Genomic DNA, 17867 nt, shown 5'->3' on the forward strand with positions numbered 1-17867 from the left:
ACCTACTCGAAAGTAAGTTCCCGTGGAAAGGATTGGACAAAACATGAGACGACTTATCTATACCCTAGCTTGTTGCTTAGTACTTACAGCTTGCCAAACCCATAATCAAAAACCGCAGACACAAGGAGCAGGAACCCCTAAAGGCGTTCAAAATGCAGCAGGTTCCCAGCAAGGCAGTCATCCAGCTAAACCAAAAACACAGCGGGTAGAACAAACACAGCCTACCCCTCACTATGATCAATCTCCGCAAGCTACAGCCGATCGCTTGGTTAAACTGGCAAACAGAGTAAAAAACGTTAAAAATTCTACAGCCGTTGTATTAGGTAAATATGCCATTGTAGCTATCGATGTAGACGAAAAGCTAGATCGGCCCGAAGTAGGGGTTATTAAATATTCTGTAGCCGAGGCCCTCAAGGAAGATCCGCAGGGTGCTACTGCCTTAGTAACTGCTGATGCGGATTTGCGTCAACGGTTAGTAGAAGTACAAGCTGATATGAAGAGTGGCCGACCTGTAGCAGGCATTCTCGAAGAAATGGCAGATATCACGGGACGTATTATTCCTCAATTCCCAAGTAATGTTAAAAGGAAGAAAGAACCATATCAAAATGGACAACAGCCAGGTACCAGATCACTGAAGCCCGGAGCTAATAATATGAAGCGACCTGGAAAAGAAACTAAGCAAAAGCCAGGCCAGCCCTATATGAATCAATAAAGCATACCCTACAACCTATCCCTGCCCTAGAACACTGGCTTTGGATAGGTTGTTTTGTTGCTTCCTGCTTTTTGTCAGATTGACAGTACTTGACACCATTCAGTCACATGTAAGTATATAAGAACTTTCAAAGCGTAAAACAATCATGGTAAGATAAGGCATAGTTGATTATTATTCTTATTATTAAGAAGGAGAGATTATCTATGAAATACAGAACTCTTCCCGGCACAGATCTTTCTGTCTCTGAAGTAGGTTTCGGCGTATGGTCTGTAGCAACTAAATGGTGGGGCGTTTCTGATGTAGAAATGGGAAAACGCTTGCTTCGCTCTTCTTATGATGAATATGGGGTAACTTTTTTTGATACAGGCGACGTATATGGAAATGGTTTAGGAGAAACCATCCTAAAAGATGCACTTGGTGATATTCGCGACAAGGTTGTCATTGCTACGAAATTTGGCTATGACATTTATAATATTCCTGGTGAACGAAAAGGGCATTCTGAATTGCCGCAAAACTGGTCTAAAGAAAATATTCGCTATGCTTGTGAGCAAAGCTTAAAACGACTAGGTACTGATTATATCGACTTCTATCAACTACACAATCCACGTATGGAATCCGTACTAAGTGACGAGATTCATGAAACATTGGAGCGTTTGAAAGAAGAAGGAAAAATCCGCCATTACGGAGCAGCAATGGGCCCTGATATCGGTTGGGAGGATGAATCCATCGCTGCCTTGAAGCGTCCAGGCTATGCTGCCATTCAAATTATCAACAACATTGTAGAGCAAGACCCTGCACGCAATCTATTCCCAATTGCTGAACAAGAAAAGCGTGCGCTGATCGTTCGCGTACCTCACGCTTCCGGTTTATTGGATGGTAGCTATGACCCTGATAAACACTTTGATAAGAGCGATCATCGTAGTCATCGCCCTACAGCTTGGATGCAAGCTGGTGTTGAGGTTGTACAGGAAATGAAACAAAAAGGCCTATTTGATGGCAAAGATAGAACCATTGGGCAATTAGCAATCCAGTTCTCTTTATTTAGACCAAGTGTAGTAAGCGTTCTTCCTAACATTACTAGCGATGCAACGTTGAAAGAATTTGCACTAGCTTCTGAAGTAGCGCCACTTACAAAAGAACAATTTGAAATGATTGATGCACTCTGGATAAATGGGTACAACGAACGTCTGAAACAGCATATGTCTAATACTCAAACGAAACCAACACCTATTTTGCATGAAGCATAATTGGCTCCTTGGGTAATTGACTTGAAAACCGTATGCTTTACACAGACTGAAAAAAAGTTCCTCACTAGTAGTGAGGAACTTTTTATTAGATCGAGAGGATCAATAAAATGGCGGTAAAATTAACAATAAAAAATAAGCAATTAGCCCCAAGCGTCGGATCCGAGCTTCTTCATAAAAATGCACCCCCATTGACCTTTTGCAATTTTGCTTACAAATATATCTTATAATAGTAAGAAAAATATGTCAATTTAGTAATTTCTATGTATAATAAAAAATAAAAACGGGAAAAGGTGGATATATTTGTGACACATGTTGGTAAGCGTTTACGTTACTTCCGTAAAAACCTACGTATGACTCAAGAAGAATTGTCTGTTGGTATTTGCAACCGTAGTTATGTTAGTCAAATCGAAAAGGGAAATGTTATACCATCACCTGAAATTCTTGATCAATTGGCTAAGCGTTTACAAACCGATTTAAAAGAACTGTGGACTGAATCGGAATCGCCTATTGGATTTTCTGAGGTAGAAATTCAAAATGCATTGCGGCATGTTGTGAACCGCTTAGAAGCAAATGATATTGAGATTTCGCGCAAGTGGATCTTTAAATTAAAAGGTCAGCAGCTACGAACGGAGGATCAATGCATTTATTTATGGGCCAAAGCAGAATTAGCCTTACATGATCAGCGGTTTGAGGAAGTAGAGGAGCTATTGCTCGAAAGCATCTCTCTTGCTCGCGACGTAGATGATCCTGTTTCCTTAGTGCGTAGTCTTCAATCCCTAGGAGATTACTATGGAATGACTCGTCAGGCGAAAAAAGCGATACCATTCTTAAGCGAAGCATTACAATTGGTGAATCGTTTTGAGATTGGTGGTTTATTACGCATTTCCCTTCTATATACGTCTGCTAAAATGCATGGAAGTTTAGAAGAGTACTATTCAGCCATCGAGCTACTAAACCAAGCAGTCCAATTGAATGATGCGTATGGAACCATGTACAAGAGTACCTCTATTTACATGGGCTTAGCTATTTGTCATCTGCATCTACACCAGCATGAGCAGGCTGAAAAATATAACCTTCTCGCCCTGGATGTACTAAAGCTCATACCAGATGAAAAGTTAATTGCTAATACCTACAATAACTTAGGCATCTTGTATCGGGTAACGAAATGCTATGAAAAATCCGAAGAGTACTTGTTAAAAGCTATTGATATTTTACAAAAATTAGACCAAAAGCATTGGTTTAACAACGCTACAAACGAGCTAGCTCATCTATATCGGGATATGGGTTACTACCAACGCGCAAAAGGGCTCTGCGAAAGCATCATTCACAATTGCAATAACTCACATTTATTAGCAGAGATCAACCTGAATTATGCTAATATTTTGACCGATTGTGAGCATTATGAGCAAGCACTCTATCATTTAGAACAAGCTATGCAATATTTTACGGCTGAACGATCTACTCAGTATGTGGTACGTTCCTATGAGGTGCTTCTTAGAATTAGTACACATTCCCAACAACCCGAAAAAATTGCTCGTTTATCTTTGCTGCACAATTAAACGGATGAGCACTATAATGAATTTATTATATCAATATACTTTTAACAAACACGAAAAAGAGGCTTTATATCGCCTCTTTTTCGTGTTTGTTTATATTTGCTAATAAAAAAAGACTGCTTACTTAGACTAAAACTTTAATTTTGATACTGTCTTTTTCTTTCACAACCTAAATTTAATTGTTACATTTTGTATAATAAGTTGTATAATGATAATATTCACGAAACAATCAAAATTAATAACAAGGGTGTTTGCTATATGACGCAAGTAGGAAAAAGACTGCGCGAATTCCGCAAAAGGCTAAAGATGACACAAGGAGATTTGGCAGAAGGCATTTGTAATCGCAGCTATGTCAGTCAAATCGAAAAAGGTCAGGTTATTCCTTCGCCTGAAATTTTGGAACAATTGGCAAAACGACTACATACCGAAATTAAAGAACTATGGACTGAAACCGAAAACCCTTCTTTCACGCTTGTCGAAATTCAAAATTCCTTACGCCACATTATTAATCGTATTGATGAACAGGAGTGGGAAATTGCCCGTAAGTGGTTGTTAAAGCTTCAAGGTGCTGTTATTCCACAATCTGAAGAGGGTGTGTATCTCTGGGCAAAAGGAAAGATAGCTGAAGTGGACGGTCGCTTGGAACAAGCAGAAGATCACTATAGCAATAGTATTGTTCTCACCCAAGACTCAGATAACCCTACTGTCCTGATTCGCGCTCTAGACTCCCTCGGTCACTTCTATTGTGAGCACGATCAACCGGAAAAAGCCGTTCATCTGTTGAACGAAGCTCTTCAATTATTAAATCGATATGAAATTAGTGGTCTATTGCGTATTTCTGTTTTGTTGCATGTAGGAAGTATGCATAGTAAACTAGGTGAATTTTATTCAGCAATTGAGCACTTACAGCAAGCAAAGGAATTAAACAAAAATTATGGGATCTTATATAAGAGCGGCGATCTTTATTTATCGCTAGGAAATTGTTATCATCAAATTCAACAATATCAAGAAGCAGAATCCTTCTATAGACAAGCCCTATCTATTTTTGAAATCGCCAACAATCCGGTTCGTTTAGCGGAAGTACAATTGAACCTAGGGCTTATGTACAAAGAAACAATGGTGTACGATAAAGCAGAAACCTGTCTGAAACAAGCTCAGAAATTCTTATCGAATCAACTTGAAGACGAGCTTCTGAATTTTACACGTATCGCTCTAGCTGATGTATATCGTTTACAAAAATGTTTAGACGAAGCAAAAGCCCTTTGTCAATCCGTGATTTCTTCTGATAATGAAAAAATGCTGGCTGAAGCACAATTTATCTTAGCTGAAGTAATGTTGATGCAGGGAGAAGATGATGAAGCTCTCGTCCATCTAGAAAATGCAAGAGGTTATTTTACAATCAAGAATATGCAAGCGTTTTTAATTAAAACCTACCAATTATTGGGTCACATCCATTTAAAGAATCAGCGCTTTGAGCAAGCAGCTAAAATGTATGAGCGTTCTATTACTTTTACAGCAGAAGCTTAATGTTTCCTGATAAAAGTCTTTTTTCTGCGTATGAAGTAATGGACAGAGGGATAACTATCCAGCTTATATGACTAGTTAGCCTTTTTTATTGCCTACGTGATATTTTTTATGTATATAAAACAAAAAGAAAGATGGGATAGCCATCTTTCTTTTTTGTAAACAATTATTATTGTTTTTTTAAAAGCTTGCATGAGCCCGAATCTTTTCGCTTATGCTAAGTAATAGCTAATGTTCGAAGAGCTGTCATTACCTGTTGATCTAGCTTGGCCGCTGCATTTTGATCATAGGTCTTTTCATATTGTGGCTCTACACTGATACGAGAACCATAAAACATAATATCTCGTACGCTTTCAATTTTGACTTCTAGCATGCCTAATTTAAGCGGAACGCCTTCCATTTTGTCTGCTATAATCTTAGCGATTCCATTAATCGCATAAGTAGAACCACAGCCAATTAAATTAAGTACTACTTTTGGGTCCTGACTTACATTTGTAAGAATCCGAGAACGACTATCCAGAGCAATTCGAATCGTATGATTATCTAATGCCACTACCCAAGATATCGCACTTAAAACTGGGGCCTTTGTCTCGTAATCAATGCTTCCTACTGTTACATAACGTTCATGTTGTAGATATTCAAACAATTCTTCAGATAATGATTGTGCTACTGTTTCTGCCATATCATCATCCTCCTCTTTTCATTACATATTGTTTATTGTACATGGGCTTACGTGCTCTAGCAATGATGACATATTAAAAAGATACCATTCTTATCACAAACATAAGGAGGAGAGATTTATGAGCACTCCACCCGCTTCCCCCGATCGTCTCGTGCAAGAATTAGAAAAGGCAATAGAGGAATTGCAACAGGTTCGCCAATTGAATGTTACTCTGCACAAAGTAGGTCTGTTTTTGGAAGAAATTCGATTGATTGATATCATTATTAATTATACGACCCCGCGACGTTTAATCTGGACGAATTTTGTCGCAGGCTTAGCTAGAGGATTAGGACTAACCATTGGTACGGCCATTGTTCTAGCGTTTTTAGGTTCTCTTTTATCAAAGTTTTTGTCCATTCCTATTATTGGAGATTTCATAAGGGAAATTATTGCGTATGTACAATCTTATCGTCCATAAAGGTTTCAACTACGTCAAAAAGCCAGGACATAGCCGTGTCCTGACTTTTTCTATCCATTTTGCTCTACTTTATTTGTCTCGCCAATGACTTTCCCACTTTTCTTTCAAGCCCTTTCGTTTTTCCTGCTCCTTTTCTTTCTTTTTTTGCTCTTTCTCTTGCTTTTTTTGTTCTTTTTGCTGTTCTTTATCATATTGAGGGGTATCAGTTGACTTTACCTTCGCATAGTTTTTAACCTCTACGTCTTGCTCATACAACAAGTTATCCCCATGATAAAAAGCAACATGAACTGCTGTAATCTGATGATTAGAACCCTTGAACGGGAATTTTAACACATACTCATCACGATTCCCCTGTTCAATGATAGCTTCTATTTTTTGTTCATGCTTCTTGCCATCCGGGAAGGTTACTACTACTTTCATTGAATCTAAGGCCTGTTTCGGTAATTTCTCTAATTTTTCCCTTAGCTCATCCCATTTCCCCTTTAAACGAAGCATCTTATCTTTTTTATCGAAAAAGGCATCCCCCTGCCATTGTTTAAACATATCCCAGACTCCATCAACACCCTTCCAGATATTTATGACCTGAATGGTTTGACGATCAATGAGCCTCCCCTTAGAAAAGACCTCCACACTAGCAGAAGATGGGATTGTATCACCTGTTACTGGCAATTGCCATGAGAAGGAACCTACATAGCTCCAGAATTGTTTGATCGGGATTTCTTTAGTTATTCCGTTATACGTAATTTTGACTTGATCAGCGGAGCTCTTTACTTTCCCTTGGAAGGAGATCTCGTTCTTTTGTGAATTATATTTTGCCAGAGAATAAATCAATGCATTTTCGGTACGTACAGGTGCTTCTTTAATTCGTAATTTAGCACTTTCTACTAATTTATTCTGCTGATAAGCCTGTAGTGTTAGCAATTCCCCTGCAGATGCTTGCGGCATGCTTACACGAAACGTCTGCTTTGAAGAGAATTGAAGCACTTCTACTTTATTTCCTTTTTCAGAAGTGATAACCACCCTCGTTATACCTGATTCCACCTTGCCAGCGACTGTCGTTATACCGTTTGTTGTTTCTTCCGAGTAGGAATCAAACCCTTTCTCTAACGCCCGTACAGACAGATAAATATGGTCAAAATCTTCTTTGAAAATACTTTGCCACTCATCTCCATACTCTTCAATAACATCCTTGAGCTTTTTCTCAAAGTTCATATTTGGGTCTTTTACGACAACATATAGACGATCCTTATAATCTTGTAGGAGCATCTGCAAAAACAGCTTATTTTCCTTTTCTAGATTCTCTATGTTATATAAATAATTTTCCCTTACTTGGCCTGCTGGCGTCATATTTTTTGCATGGCTGGATAATAAAGGCGTCTCTTTATCTGTGGAAGCCGTTGTTTTTGTAGCTGAGGTAGCTGTGTTAGATAACTTCATTTCGTTGTCAGCGTTAGCCATCATCGGAACGACAGCAAAAAGTACGCCAGCGGACACAACTCCTACCGATAAAGTCATTACTTTTTTATTCATGAAACCTGCCCCTTTGCAAATGATCTGTTCCCTAGACGGTTCTTGGTCAGAAAAGGTTGCGCAAAGTAAGCCAAAACTTACAGGAGTGGAGAATAATTAGTGTGTCATACTAAGCTCGGAGGTGATTTCGATGCCAAAGGGAATCGTTCCAATCCTGCTTGGTACAATTGTAACTGCTGCTGGACTTAGCTTCGTAAAAACAAAATATAACGATAATGGTTATACGAACCCTTATGCCTGGGGTGTAGCAGGTTTTGGACTAGCCCATATCGTATTAGGTACGATTAATGCATTACGCGATTGATTGTATTACTCAAGACGAGAGGCATTCAACAAACAAAAGCTCTGCCGCTGTTAAGCTGGCAGAGCTTTTAACCTTATTCCTTTACCATGATCGTTTTGCATTTTTTAAAAGACTTGCAAGGAATGACTTCCCTTACTCTGCATATGTAGGTTCATTCTCAATTGCAGTCAACAAAGCGTCTACAGCTTCACGATCAAAAGACATTTCATGCAGCTCGTTATCAATTGTATACGTCACAAGATATCTAGCTTCTTCCATTTGGACCTGAAGTTGATCTACCTTATGATCCTCACGCAAAATCTGCTGAAAAAAAGCCTCTGTATCGCTTGCAGAACGATCGTTATTTCGAAAATCCACGACGACTCGAATTTGCAGCCAGTTAAACAAAGCATCGGCTAGTCTCATGATTTCGCCTCTGTATCACGAGTACGCTTGGTACTCGTACGTAATTTGACAATGGTCAGAATAATAATAGCTACAAATAATCCACCACGCACCGGTAGTTGTGTATCTAGGATGGCAAAAATAACAGAACCGAGCAAGAGTAGGATAATCAATAGAGCCGTTTTTAGTATAGGCATGCGTATCCTTTCCGCAAACCCCAGATAATAAACAAGTAATAAATACACAAAAATGATCCAATAACGTTGTAAATCAGCCCACATAAAAAAATGATCATACCATGTTAATACCTCGGGATTTGCAGGGTCATAAATGGACGCTAGCTCTAATAACTCCATTCTCTACCTCTCCTTTTATTCTTATCCTTTTAGGTCACGAATGTAAACCATTTCCTCTGCGTATTCCTGTTCATCATCGACTGGTGTTTCAAGAACAACAGGCAAATGCTGCAATTTTTCAGAGCGCAAGAATTTTGCTAATGCATCGCTACCAATTTCACCTTTCCCAATCTTTTCGTGTCTGTCTTTTCGACTACCATACGGAACTTTACTATCATTAAAATGGATGCAAACTAGATGATCCAAATACCCGGTCTGCTCCATGTCCTCCAATAATTTATCAAAGGATTCTTCATCCCATTGTCCTGCAGCAAAAGCATGACATGTATCAAAGCAATATCCAATTTTCTCTGGATATTTAGTTGCTTCGCGAATGGCAACTAATGCCCGAATGGTTAAACCAAGCTCAGTACCTTGTCCAGCCGTATTTTCCAGTAAAAGCTTCACGGGGCCATTGTATTGCTCAAGAATTAAATCAAGGGTTTCAACCATGCGCTTGGTACCGTATTCCTCGCCTTCTCCCACATGCTTACCGCAATGAACTACAGCGCCAACCGCACCATACGCTTCGGCAATGTGCAAATCCTCAGCGATGGAGCGAATGGTTACTTCCTGTAAATCCTCTTTCGGTGTTGAGAGATTGGTAATATAAGGCGTATGGCACACCAGCGTAATGCCATGCTTGGTCATAATTTCTACGCCTTTGTTTGCATCTTTGTGGTCAATTTTTTTAGGTTTAAGTCCCCGTGGGTTCTTCGTGAACACCTGAAAGGATTCTGCTCCCAGATGAACGGCTTGCATAGCAGCCTTTTCTAATCCTTTTGCTACACTAATATGACATCCAATTTTCAATCTATTTCACCTCGTGGTTTTCTTGTCTATGAGCTTTATGTCTAACATGTCTACTGTAGCAATCTTTGCTTGCCTAGTCAAAAGAAAAGCCGCCTTGGAGTGCTTCCAAAACGGCTGATTTCCCTCATTTATTTGTACGCTAGCAAGACGAATTTTTTAATCAAAGCGTCTTGTTTTGTTATAACGTTCACGATCTGACTTATTCAAGTATTTTTTACGTAGACGAACGGATTGAGGTGTTACTTCACACAGTTCGTCATCGTTTAAGTACTCAAGTGCTTCTTCCAACGATAAGATACGCGGAGTTTTCATTTTAACTGTTTCATCCTTGTTAGCAGAACGAACGTTGGTAGCGTGCTTTTCCTTGATGACATTAACAGTCAAGTCATTATCACGGCTATGTTCTCCAACAATCATACCCTCATATACATCAGTACCTGGGTGGATAAACATGACGCCACGATCTTCTACTGACATTAAGCCATATGTGCTTGCAGTACCCGTATCATTTGAAATCAATACACCTGCACGGCGGCCACCTACGATACCAGGTACAACCGGGCGATAGCTATCAAAGGAGTGATTCAGGATACCGTAACCACGTGTAATGGTCATGAACTCGGTACGATAACCGATCAATCCACGAGAAGGAATTAGGAATTCCAAACGAACTTGTCCAAAACCATTGTTAATCATGTTCACCATTTCAGCTTTACGAGCTCCCAATGTTTCCATTACAGGACCCGTGTGCTCTTCTGGCACATCAATGATAAGGCGCTCAGTTGGTTCCATTTTCACACCATCAATTTCACGGATGATTACTTCTGGTTTGGAAACTCCTAGCTCGTAGCCTTCACGACGCATGTTTTCAACCAAGATAGACAAGTGCAACTCACCGCGTCCAGAAACAATGAATGCATCTGCTGAATCAGATTCTTCAACACGCAAGGATACATCTGTTTCAAGCTCAGCCATTAAGCGATCGCGTAGTTTACGAGAGGTAACGTGCTTTCCTTCTTTACCGGCAAATGGACTGTTGTTAACCAAGAAAGTCATTTGCAGCGTAGGCTCATCAATTTTCAATAATGGCAATGGATCTGGCTTATCAGCGTTGCAAACCGTTTCCCCTACGTTAATATCCTCTAAACCAGCAACAGCAATAATATCACCTGCACGAGCTGTTTTTTGTTCCACACGGTTCAGACCTTGGAAACCAAATAGCTTCTGTACACGCATTTTCTTAATGCTGCCGTCACGTTTTACTACGGATACTTGGTCATTTAGATTGATAACGCCACGATAAACGCGACCAATACCAATACGACCTAGGAAGTCGTTATAATCAAGCATCGTTACTTGGAATTGTAGCGGCTCCTCTTCATTTGCTTCAGGAGCTGGAATGCCTTCAATAATTGTATCAAATAATGGTTTTAAGTCTTCTGATAAGCTATCTGGCTCTTTACCAGCAATTCCTTTAATACCAGAAGCATATACGATTGGGAAGTCCAATTGCTCTTCTGTAGCATCTAGATCAATAAATAGATCATAGACTTCATTGATTACTTCTTGTGGACGAGCGTTATCACGGTCGATCTTGTTCACAACAACGATCGGCGTCACATTTGCTTCTAATGCTTTACGTAAAACGAAACGAGTTTGCGGCATGCAACCTTCAAAAGCATCAACAATCAACAAAACACCATCTACCATGCTCATGATACGCTCTACTTCTCCACCGAAATCGGCGTGACCAGGCGTGTCCAGGATGTTAATGGTGTAATCCATATATTTTACAGATGTGGTTTTCGCTAGGATTGTAATTCCACGTTCACGTTCTAGATCGTTGGAATCCATCATACGTTCAGCCACATGTTGGTTGCTACGGAATGTACCGGACTGAATTAGAAGTTTGTCAACCAGTGTCGTTTTCCCGTGGTCAACGTGGGCAATAATTGCGATATTACGAATATCAAGGCGTTTCATAAGTTCCTCCTCGTGTTTGCATACACTCCATAATAACAGGTAATAGGCTTATTTTACAATCTATAAAATGTGGAGAAATACCCGATTCTTGTCGAGAACTTTCGCTATTTCCTCCGTCATGCTTTGCCATATCTTGACTGCCGCACATGTTACACTGAACGAAATGGCTCTATAGTACGGAAGGAGGAATTGATATGCCCCATGCCACCGATCCATTTGTCCGACCGCCTACCTTATCATCCATTTGTTCAAGATTATTACGGCTTGCTGATCAATTTGGCTTACTGCTGACTATTCACATCACCGAATGTCAGTCTCAGACCTTCTCCTGGACCAATGGACTTGCTGACTTTCAACAATCCTGCATGCATAGTATTTTACGCGTAACGCTCTGGTCAACAAAAAAAGAGATGGGACAAGCCACCATCTTTCACCTAACCGAATCCGCTGCAATTGCCGCCTTTCATCAAGCGCGTAATAACCTTGCCTTATATGAGAATAGATGGAAAATCTTCCAAAGGTTTTGCGAACATGAAAAACATCTCCCGCCCCCAACTACTTTAGAGACGTTAGGTGAATTTCATGATTGGCATTTCCTAATCAGTAAAATGGGCTTAGAGCATAAACGATTTTTCCAAGAAAAAATACCGAACACGTTGCAGTCTAAAATAAAAATACAACAAGAGAAGCATTGGCTCTGTCGCAGTGACGGTTGCTTTTATGAGTCGCAATTTTGGCGAGTGACACTACAAGCTACATCTCAAGTAAGACCTCAAGCTAGATTCATGCAATATCAAGATGGTGCCACCTTTTTTGATCAATGGCACCCTACTATGAACTCGCTTATAACAAATTTGTATACCCAACTGGCAAATCGGCTCTCCATTACTCAGATCAATCATAGAGATCAACAGAAAAGAGTAGCCCCATCCCAATTAAATGTCCCCCAGCTTTTCTGGGTTGATACCGAAATTTTTGCAGGTCTTTTGCGACTCTACTTGCAGCAGCCTTCTCATAGACGACAATTATTACACACGGCATCACGATTACAACTTGCTTCATTGGAAGGCCATAAGGATTATCAACCATTTCATTCCATCGGGACCTTATACCCCTCTATCTCCATATTAGAGGAATCTGCCGTTGATCTGGACGAGCCAGAGGACTTAACAGGGGCCCATTTCCTTTATTCCTTACCAACGCTGTTATCAGAGGACGAAATTCCTTCGCCGCCACTTCTTCACATGGATGAAAAAGTCCCTCCCCTTATATTGAGCGGTTATCAGCATCTATATCACAGCGAACAAATGGACTGTTATTTTTTATTAGTCCGAGACTGCTGTCATCCTACCAGTTTTAAGCAGATGCATACGGGCTGGATTCATGGTCGAATCAGCAAGATTTTTTCTTCCATTATTTGCGGATGGGGAGCGAATCGTACAGTAACCGAGCCACATTCCACTACATTTTGTGTAACAGCTCCTGCCTATCTGTTAATTGAGCTAAATAAAAAAGTACATGTTTCACCTACTCATCTTATCGTTTTTTGGTCGTAAATGAAGTGGATTTTCCGTTACATTTGTTTAAAAATTCTGTAAAGGAGGCTTTTATTTGAATAGCTCTCTACTTTTTCATGAAGAAATTGCTACTGATGTAATCAATGCTTTCCAAGAAAAGCTACTGGCTACTTTAGCCGATTCTTCCAAAGGCTTAGCTGCTTTTCGCTTTTATTTGGAAGAAAAACAGGAGACAGCACTTGGTTTAGTAGCACAAACAAATAACCGAGTAAGCTTTCGACCTTGGTTACTGAGCCAGCCAGAAGTGTTGTTTATCCCTACATTAGAGCATCCTGATGATTACCATCCATTGCAGAAAGACCAGCTTTTTTGTCCACAAGCTACTCTGTTTTGTTATGGTAAGCCAGTTCTGCAAACCGCCTTGCTACTGCCAGTTTCGTGTCCTAGACTAATTTCATCCAAAAATCTAACTTCTGTTGATAAAGCCCTTTGGGATGTACCTGGACTGGCCTTTCCTGCTCTTTCCTTGGAGTGCACTTCCTAAGTAATTCGGTCGCCTTCTGCTAACACTACCTAATGGAGGTGGCCAATAAACATGAAAAAAATCCTGTATACAGCTTCATGTCTTCTACTGTTAACAGCGGTTACTGCTTGCGGAACTGCTCCAAAACAAGGGGCTCAAACCCAATCTTACAGAACGAGTGGCTATGGAACGTTAGGTACTGGTAACTACAATGGTTATGGCATGAATGGTTATGGTACAAGTGGTTACGGCATGAGTGGTTATGGTGGTTATGGTACGAGTGGTTACGGCATGAATGGTTATGGCACGAGTGGTTATGGTATTAATAATTATGGTGTCAATAACTATGGCTTTAATGGATTCGGTAGAGCAACTTATCCGTATACGGGCTTTTACCAATCTGCAGACACACGTATGCGTGGCTACGCAAACAATGGGTCCCATTCCCTAACGTCTTCCCATCATGTTCATAACCGTGAGCTTGCTGATCGTATTACAGCATCTGCTAAGAAGGTTAAGGGCGTTCAATCGGCTACCACCGTTGTCCATGGAAATGAAGCTGTTGTTGGTATTGAATTGAAGGATCATAAAAACCGCAAGACCATTGAACGCGAGGTAAATCATGCTGTTGTTAAAGCAGCTCCTTATCATCGGGTTTATGTTACATCCGACTCCAAGATGATACCTCGTGTAAAAAGCATCGATAACAGCTATCGCTCATACTCGTCCCACTCTAATATGATGAGTGGACCAAACACAGTAACAGGCAGTCTCAGTAATGTTGGTAGAGATTTTGGAACGCTTGTAACTGATCTTGGACGTACTGTAACTGCTCCATTCCGGTAATGAAGACAAAAACAGGGTGACGTTGTTCGTCTACCCTGTTTTTGTGTAAATAAAAAATGAGACGTCTGCTCCTAGCTAGACGCCTCTGCTTGTTTGTGTTCGATAATGGGTTGTCTTATGCGTTAGTTGTTGCGGAAAGCTTCATTTCTGGTTCCACAACTTCTAATTCACCTAAACCACGAATTAGTTTTTTAGCAAAGACTTTCTCCGGTTTTAATACAGAAACCATGTAATCAATGGCAACCTGCGGATCCACTGTCTCCCCGCATGTGTAGCAATCCAAAGCGGCAAATCCGCGCTCTGGGTAGGTGTGGATGGAAAGATGGCTTTCCGACAAAAGAACCAATACAGTTGCTCCTTGAGGTGCAAATTGTTTAGACTGTACACTTAGAACAGTCGCACCGCATGCTTCTGCTGCTTCTACCATTTGTTTTTTCAAGAAATCTGCATCATTTAGTAAATCAAATTGTACTCCCCATGTGTCAATGGCAACGTGTCTTCCGAAAGTAGAATATTCCATTCTTCCGGTTCCCCCTTCCTAGCATGTGTGATAATGAAACATCGCTAGGACCTGCGTCATTCACTAACGGGGGCGGGTCTTTGGTCCACCCTTTGAAGTGAATCCTGGTTCCTATCTAGTTTTTCCAACGAGATTTAAATTATCATGGTTTTGAGAAAAATACAATACTTTTTTAAAAATAAATTTCTGGAAATACCAAATTTTTTCACAAATAATCTCAAACAAATATCAAAAAACCTGAACGAACGAAGCCTATAAGGCAATAGCAGCGATCATTTTTATACAAAAAATGGGCACCAGCAGTGCCCTTTTTTTGATTTACTTTTATGCTTCTAGTACAAACAAACGATGTGAAACAGCAGATAACTTTTGATCAATTACGGAAACCGTGTCTGGCTTGTGTATCCCTACCCAATTACGAAGATCAAGGAGACGATCCGTCTCTTCGCGCAACTTGGTAATTTCTTGTTCACTAGACGTTTGTGCATATAGATGTTGCAATTCCTTAGCGTAGTTTGCGCCGTCCTGCTCAAAGATGATGGATTCTTCGGTGTCATTTACTTCTTCAATCTTTGTCACTGAACCTTCGTCATAATGATAAATAATCGTGAAGTTTTCGTAAATTCTGTGCACAACAGCGTGACCCCTGAAGGCTTTCATCGCTTTTCGCATCACGTTGGCAAGACTGATATCTTTGATTGTATAGGAACTGTCGCAAATAAAGTGGTTTTCAAATCTCTGGAAGGCAAGATGTATTTCGGAACTACCATCCACAATGACGATGTCACGATCCCCATTTTCAAATATCTGTTCCATTAAGAGAACTCTTTCCTTTGCAAAGAGTTGAACAAATTGATTTAATTCCTGCTCTGTCATTGTAAAAAAGGCGTTTGCGTAATTTGTAGCTAAACGCTGTGCCATACAAATCTCCCCAATTCATTGTTTTTCCTAAATACCAATCGGCTACGTATGTGTATCTGGTTGGTTGACTGGTAATGCGGAAAAGGGAGCTAAGTATCCACAAAAGATCGCTGTAGAACCTGACCTTGCCGCCCCGTGAGTTTAAACTCAAAATGGGTAATGAAGGCGGATCACCTACTTTTATCTTTGTACACTTCTCTATTCTTTATTATACACAAAACAAAAATAAAAATCCTGCCTAATAAATACAGGATTCTAAAGAAAACAGCGATTTAGAGAGTTTACAGACGTTTTCATGGAAAAACCTCCTATATTATCACTATCTCGCAGATTTATACAATTTTATAGAACGGACACGGAAGAAGTCATCGCTTTTTTAATTACCATCAGCTCTTCTTCTGATAAATGGTAAACAGAAGTTCCTTTTTCAATCGGCTTCGCATACGTCCGTGATTCTTCTCGACCATAAATACTGGTAATCACTACCCCGTTTTGTTGTTCATCCAAAAATGCCAAGGAAAAACTTAAATCACTTCCCATTTCTCCAAAGGCATTGTACCGATGCACCGCAACACTCCCCGCTTGTGTCGCCATTTTTTGGGACAATCGATTCACTACAAATTGCTGATCACTGAGCTTTCCTTCCCATGCATCCATATCTACAAGCAAGCGATTTACCATTTCTTCGAGGTTGTCCCCCTCGCCTCGAACAAAGAAGCGATTCATTCTTTTTCGTAAACGATTGATTTTAGTATGTAACACGATAATATACACGAGGCTCAGCACTGTAAATCCGCATAATCCCAGAAGAACATACGGTGACTGAATCGCCAGTAAAACTTGCTGCATAGAAATACTTCCTTTCTCGACCAACTTCATATTACCCCATTTTACCGCCAAGCCATTAAGAGATCAATTGCTTGAAACGGTTTCCAGTAAAAAAGTTACACATTTTATGCTCCATAACAAGAAAAACGGCCTCTCTTCCTAACGAAGAAGCCGTTTTTCATCTAAACGCCGTGTCTTGAAGGTTCATTCTCACCCTGCCCATTCCATCATGATTTCAGCTATACTTCCAGTAATAACATTTCCTTACGCAGCAATCGTAATTGTGCCTTTGAGCGTCGCATCTGTTCCTTATTTCTGTTTTGCATGGCATCGTATAGGGTTGCTAATTCATAGTCAAGCTCTAGACGTAATACAGGAATTCTTTCTTCGGCATCTCTTCTTTTCAGGGCAGCAATCACTTGGTCCATGGTCACATTACATGCTTTTTCATAGATCACTTTTTTCTCAGCTCCTTTAATCTTAACAATTCGTACAGCTTCACCGTATCTGATGTTCTTCACTAGGATTTGGTGCTCGTTAATGATTTTGACCACTGCATGCCCTTTTGCCTGTTCAATAAATTGATACAAGATCATCGCTAACCTGATGTCCCGAACAGCATAATGATATTCCTCCAGCTTGTAACGTTCTCCGCTTTTAACTAAAACGAGCTGATGTCCACCACTGGCTGCTGTAATATCCATTCGAATTGAATGAGTTGCTTCTTTAACTCTGACAGATAATCCATTCTGATGAAGCGTATCCAATAATGAAAGGAAGGTAGTTCGGTCAAACCAGACAATGATATTGCTGTACTCTAACTCGTTATAGGTTTTTTTCATACACTTCATCCCCCAAAAATATACTGAATAATCAGATTATAAATAAGCCCTTGGGAATGGGTTGTATATTCTATTACTGTTTAGCTATTTTTGTTACACTCCCATTCACGTATTTTTGTCTTTTTCAAGAAAAACCAGTGAGAGGTGGAATTTATTTCCTTTCTATTGGATACGAATGGGAATGCTGTTTTATTTCTTACTTACCCCGTTTTTCGTTCAAGAAACCAAACTAGTTACATTTCGGGAAGGTCCCCTATAGTCTGCTTATCGGTGTGGTATGATA

19 protein-coding genes are annotated in these 17867 nt (G+C 40.1%); 9 read left to right on the plus strand and 10 right to left on the minus strand.

Annotated elements, in window-relative coordinates; genetic code table 11:
* Window positions 1-43 precede the first annotated feature (43 nt).
* The 4 genes from BRLA_RS17050 (at window position 44) to BRLA_RS17065 (ending at window position 5042) form a co-directional block, all read left to right on the plus strand.
* A complete protein-coding gene (locus tag BRLA_RS17050; protein ID WP_003336647.1) occupies window positions 44-712 on the plus strand; it encodes a YhcN/YlaJ family sporulation lipoprotein in 669 nt (222 codons plus the stop codon).
* Between the two features lie 203 nt (window positions 713-915).
* The gene (locus BRLA_RS17055) at window positions 916-1959 is read left to right on the plus strand and encodes an aldo/keto reductase (RefSeq protein ID WP_003336646.1); all 1044 of its coding nucleotides are present in this window, start codon (window positions 916-918) and stop codon (window positions 1957-1959) included.
* Window positions 1960-2261: 302 nt separating this feature from the next.
* Window positions 2262-3518 (plus strand): tetratricopeptide repeat protein, encoded by a 1257-nt coding sequence (locus tag BRLA_RS17060; RefSeq protein WP_022584274.1) that lies wholly within the window; start codon window positions 2262-2264, stop codon window positions 3516-3518.
* A gap of 255 nt (window positions 3519-3773) precedes the next feature.
* On the plus strand, window positions 3774-5042 hold the full coding sequence (locus BRLA_RS17065; protein WP_003336644.1) for a helix-turn-helix domain-containing protein: 1269 nt from the start codon (window positions 3774-3776) through the stop codon (window positions 5040-5042).
* Between the two features lie 214 nt (window positions 5043-5256).
* Here BRLA_RS17065 and BRLA_RS17070 read toward each other — a convergent pair whose 3' ends face one another.
* Window positions 5257-5721: a pyridoxamine 5'-phosphate oxidase family protein gene (locus BRLA_RS17070; protein ID WP_003336643.1), complete on the minus strand. Its 465-nt coding sequence runs from the start codon at window positions 5719-5721 to the stop codon at window positions 5257-5259.
* 118 nt (window positions 5722-5839) lie between these two features.
* On the opposite strand from BRLA_RS17070, the gene BRLA_RS17075 reads away from it, so the two are divergent.
* Window positions 5840-6178, plus strand: a complete 339-nt coding sequence (locus BRLA_RS17075; protein ID WP_003336642.1) for a DUF5665 domain-containing protein — start codon at window positions 5840-5842, stop codon at window positions 6176-6178.
* A gap of 69 nt (window positions 6179-6247) precedes the next feature.
* On the opposite strand, the gene BRLA_RS17080 is transcribed toward BRLA_RS17075, so the two are convergent.
* On the minus strand, window positions 6248-7708 hold the full coding sequence (locus tag BRLA_RS17080; RefSeq protein ID WP_003336641.1) for a hypothetical protein: 1461 nt from the start codon (window positions 7706-7708) through the stop codon (window positions 6248-6250).
* A 130-nt stretch (window positions 7709-7838) separates the two neighbouring features.
* Between BRLA_RS17080 and BRLA_RS24340 the strand changes: the two genes are divergently transcribed.
* Window positions 7839-8012 carry a hypothetical protein gene (locus tag BRLA_RS24340; protein ID WP_003336640.1) on the plus strand — a complete coding sequence of 58 codons (174 nt, stop codon included), beginning with the start codon at window positions 7839-7841 and terminating at the stop codon, window positions 8010-8012.
* 132 nt (window positions 8013-8144) lie between these two features.
* Here the strand turns inward: BRLA_RS24340 and BRLA_RS17090 are convergent, their stop codons facing one another.
* The 4 genes from BRLA_RS17090 to typA all read right to left on the minus strand — a co-directional run bounded on the left by BRLA_RS17090 (window position 8145) and on the right by typA (window position 11587).
* Window positions 8145-8417 (minus strand): hypothetical protein, encoded by a 273-nt coding sequence (locus BRLA_RS17090; RefSeq protein ID WP_003336639.1) that lies wholly within the window; start codon window positions 8415-8417, stop codon window positions 8145-8147.
* Window positions 8414-8752, minus strand: a complete 339-nt coding sequence (locus tag BRLA_RS17095; RefSeq protein WP_003336638.1) for a YlaH-like family protein — start codon at window positions 8750-8752, stop codon at window positions 8414-8416. Before BRLA_RS17095 ends, BRLA_RS17090 begins: the two co-directional genes overlap by 4 nt.
* Before the next feature lie 21 nt (window positions 8753-8773).
* Window positions 8774-9604, minus strand: coding sequence for a deoxyribonuclease IV (locus BRLA_RS17100; protein WP_003336637.1), 831 nt, complete (start codon window positions 9602-9604; stop codon window positions 8774-8776).
* A gap of 156 nt (window positions 9605-9760) precedes the next feature.
* Complete coding sequence (gene typA, locus BRLA_RS17105; protein WP_003336636.1) at window positions 9761-11587, minus strand: translational GTPase TypA; 1827 nt, start codon at window positions 11585-11587, stop codon at window positions 9761-9763.
* A gap of 194 nt (window positions 11588-11781) precedes the next feature.
* Between typA and BRLA_RS17110 the strand changes: the two genes are divergently transcribed.
* From BRLA_RS17110 to BRLA_RS17120, 3 genes are read left to right on the plus strand one after another with little or no spacing between them, the layout of a single operon-like run.
* Entirely contained in the window at window positions 11782-13143 is a 1362-nt protein-coding gene (locus BRLA_RS17110) for a hypothetical protein (RefSeq protein WP_003336635.1), read from the plus strand.
* 55 nt (window positions 13144-13198) lie between these two features.
* The gene (locus BRLA_RS17115; protein WP_003336634.1) at window positions 13199-13648 is read left to right on the plus strand and encodes a hypothetical protein; all 450 of its coding nucleotides are present in this window, start codon (window positions 13199-13201) and stop codon (window positions 13646-13648) included.
* Window positions 13649-13699: 51 nt separating this feature from the next.
* Window positions 13700-14473 (plus strand): YhcN/YlaJ family sporulation lipoprotein, encoded by a 774-nt coding sequence (locus BRLA_RS17120; RefSeq protein ID WP_003336633.1) that lies wholly within the window; start codon window positions 13700-13702, stop codon window positions 14471-14473.
* Window positions 14474-14588: 115 nt separating this feature from the next.
* On the opposite strand, the gene speD is transcribed toward BRLA_RS17120, so the two are convergent.
* From speD to BRLA_RS17140, 4 genes are all read right to left on the minus strand, one after another.
* Window positions 14589-14993 (minus strand): adenosylmethionine decarboxylase, encoded by a 405-nt coding sequence (gene speD, locus BRLA_RS17125; RefSeq protein WP_003336632.1) that lies wholly within the window; start codon window positions 14991-14993, stop codon window positions 14589-14591.
* A 324-nt stretch (window positions 14994-15317) separates the two neighbouring features.
* On the minus strand, window positions 15318-15914 hold the full coding sequence (locus BRLA_RS17130; protein ID WP_003336631.1) for a hypothetical protein: 597 nt from the start codon (window positions 15912-15914) through the stop codon (window positions 15318-15320).
* 342 nt (window positions 15915-16256) lie between these two features.
* Window positions 16257-16763, minus strand: coding sequence for a DUF4446 family protein (locus tag BRLA_RS17135; protein ID WP_022584266.1), 507 nt, complete (start codon window positions 16761-16763; stop codon window positions 16257-16259).
* A 218-nt stretch (window positions 16764-16981) separates the two neighbouring features.
* Window positions 16982-17584, minus strand: a complete 603-nt coding sequence (locus BRLA_RS17140) for a hypothetical protein (protein ID WP_003336629.1) — start codon at window positions 17582-17584, stop codon at window positions 16982-16984.
* Window positions 17585-17867 lie beyond the last annotated feature (283 nt).

It is taken from the genome of Brevibacillus laterosporus LMG 15441 (assembly GCF_000219535.2).
Classification (GTDB): domain Bacteria; phylum Bacillota; class Bacilli; order Brevibacillales; family Brevibacillaceae; genus Brevibacillus_B; species Brevibacillus_B halotolerans.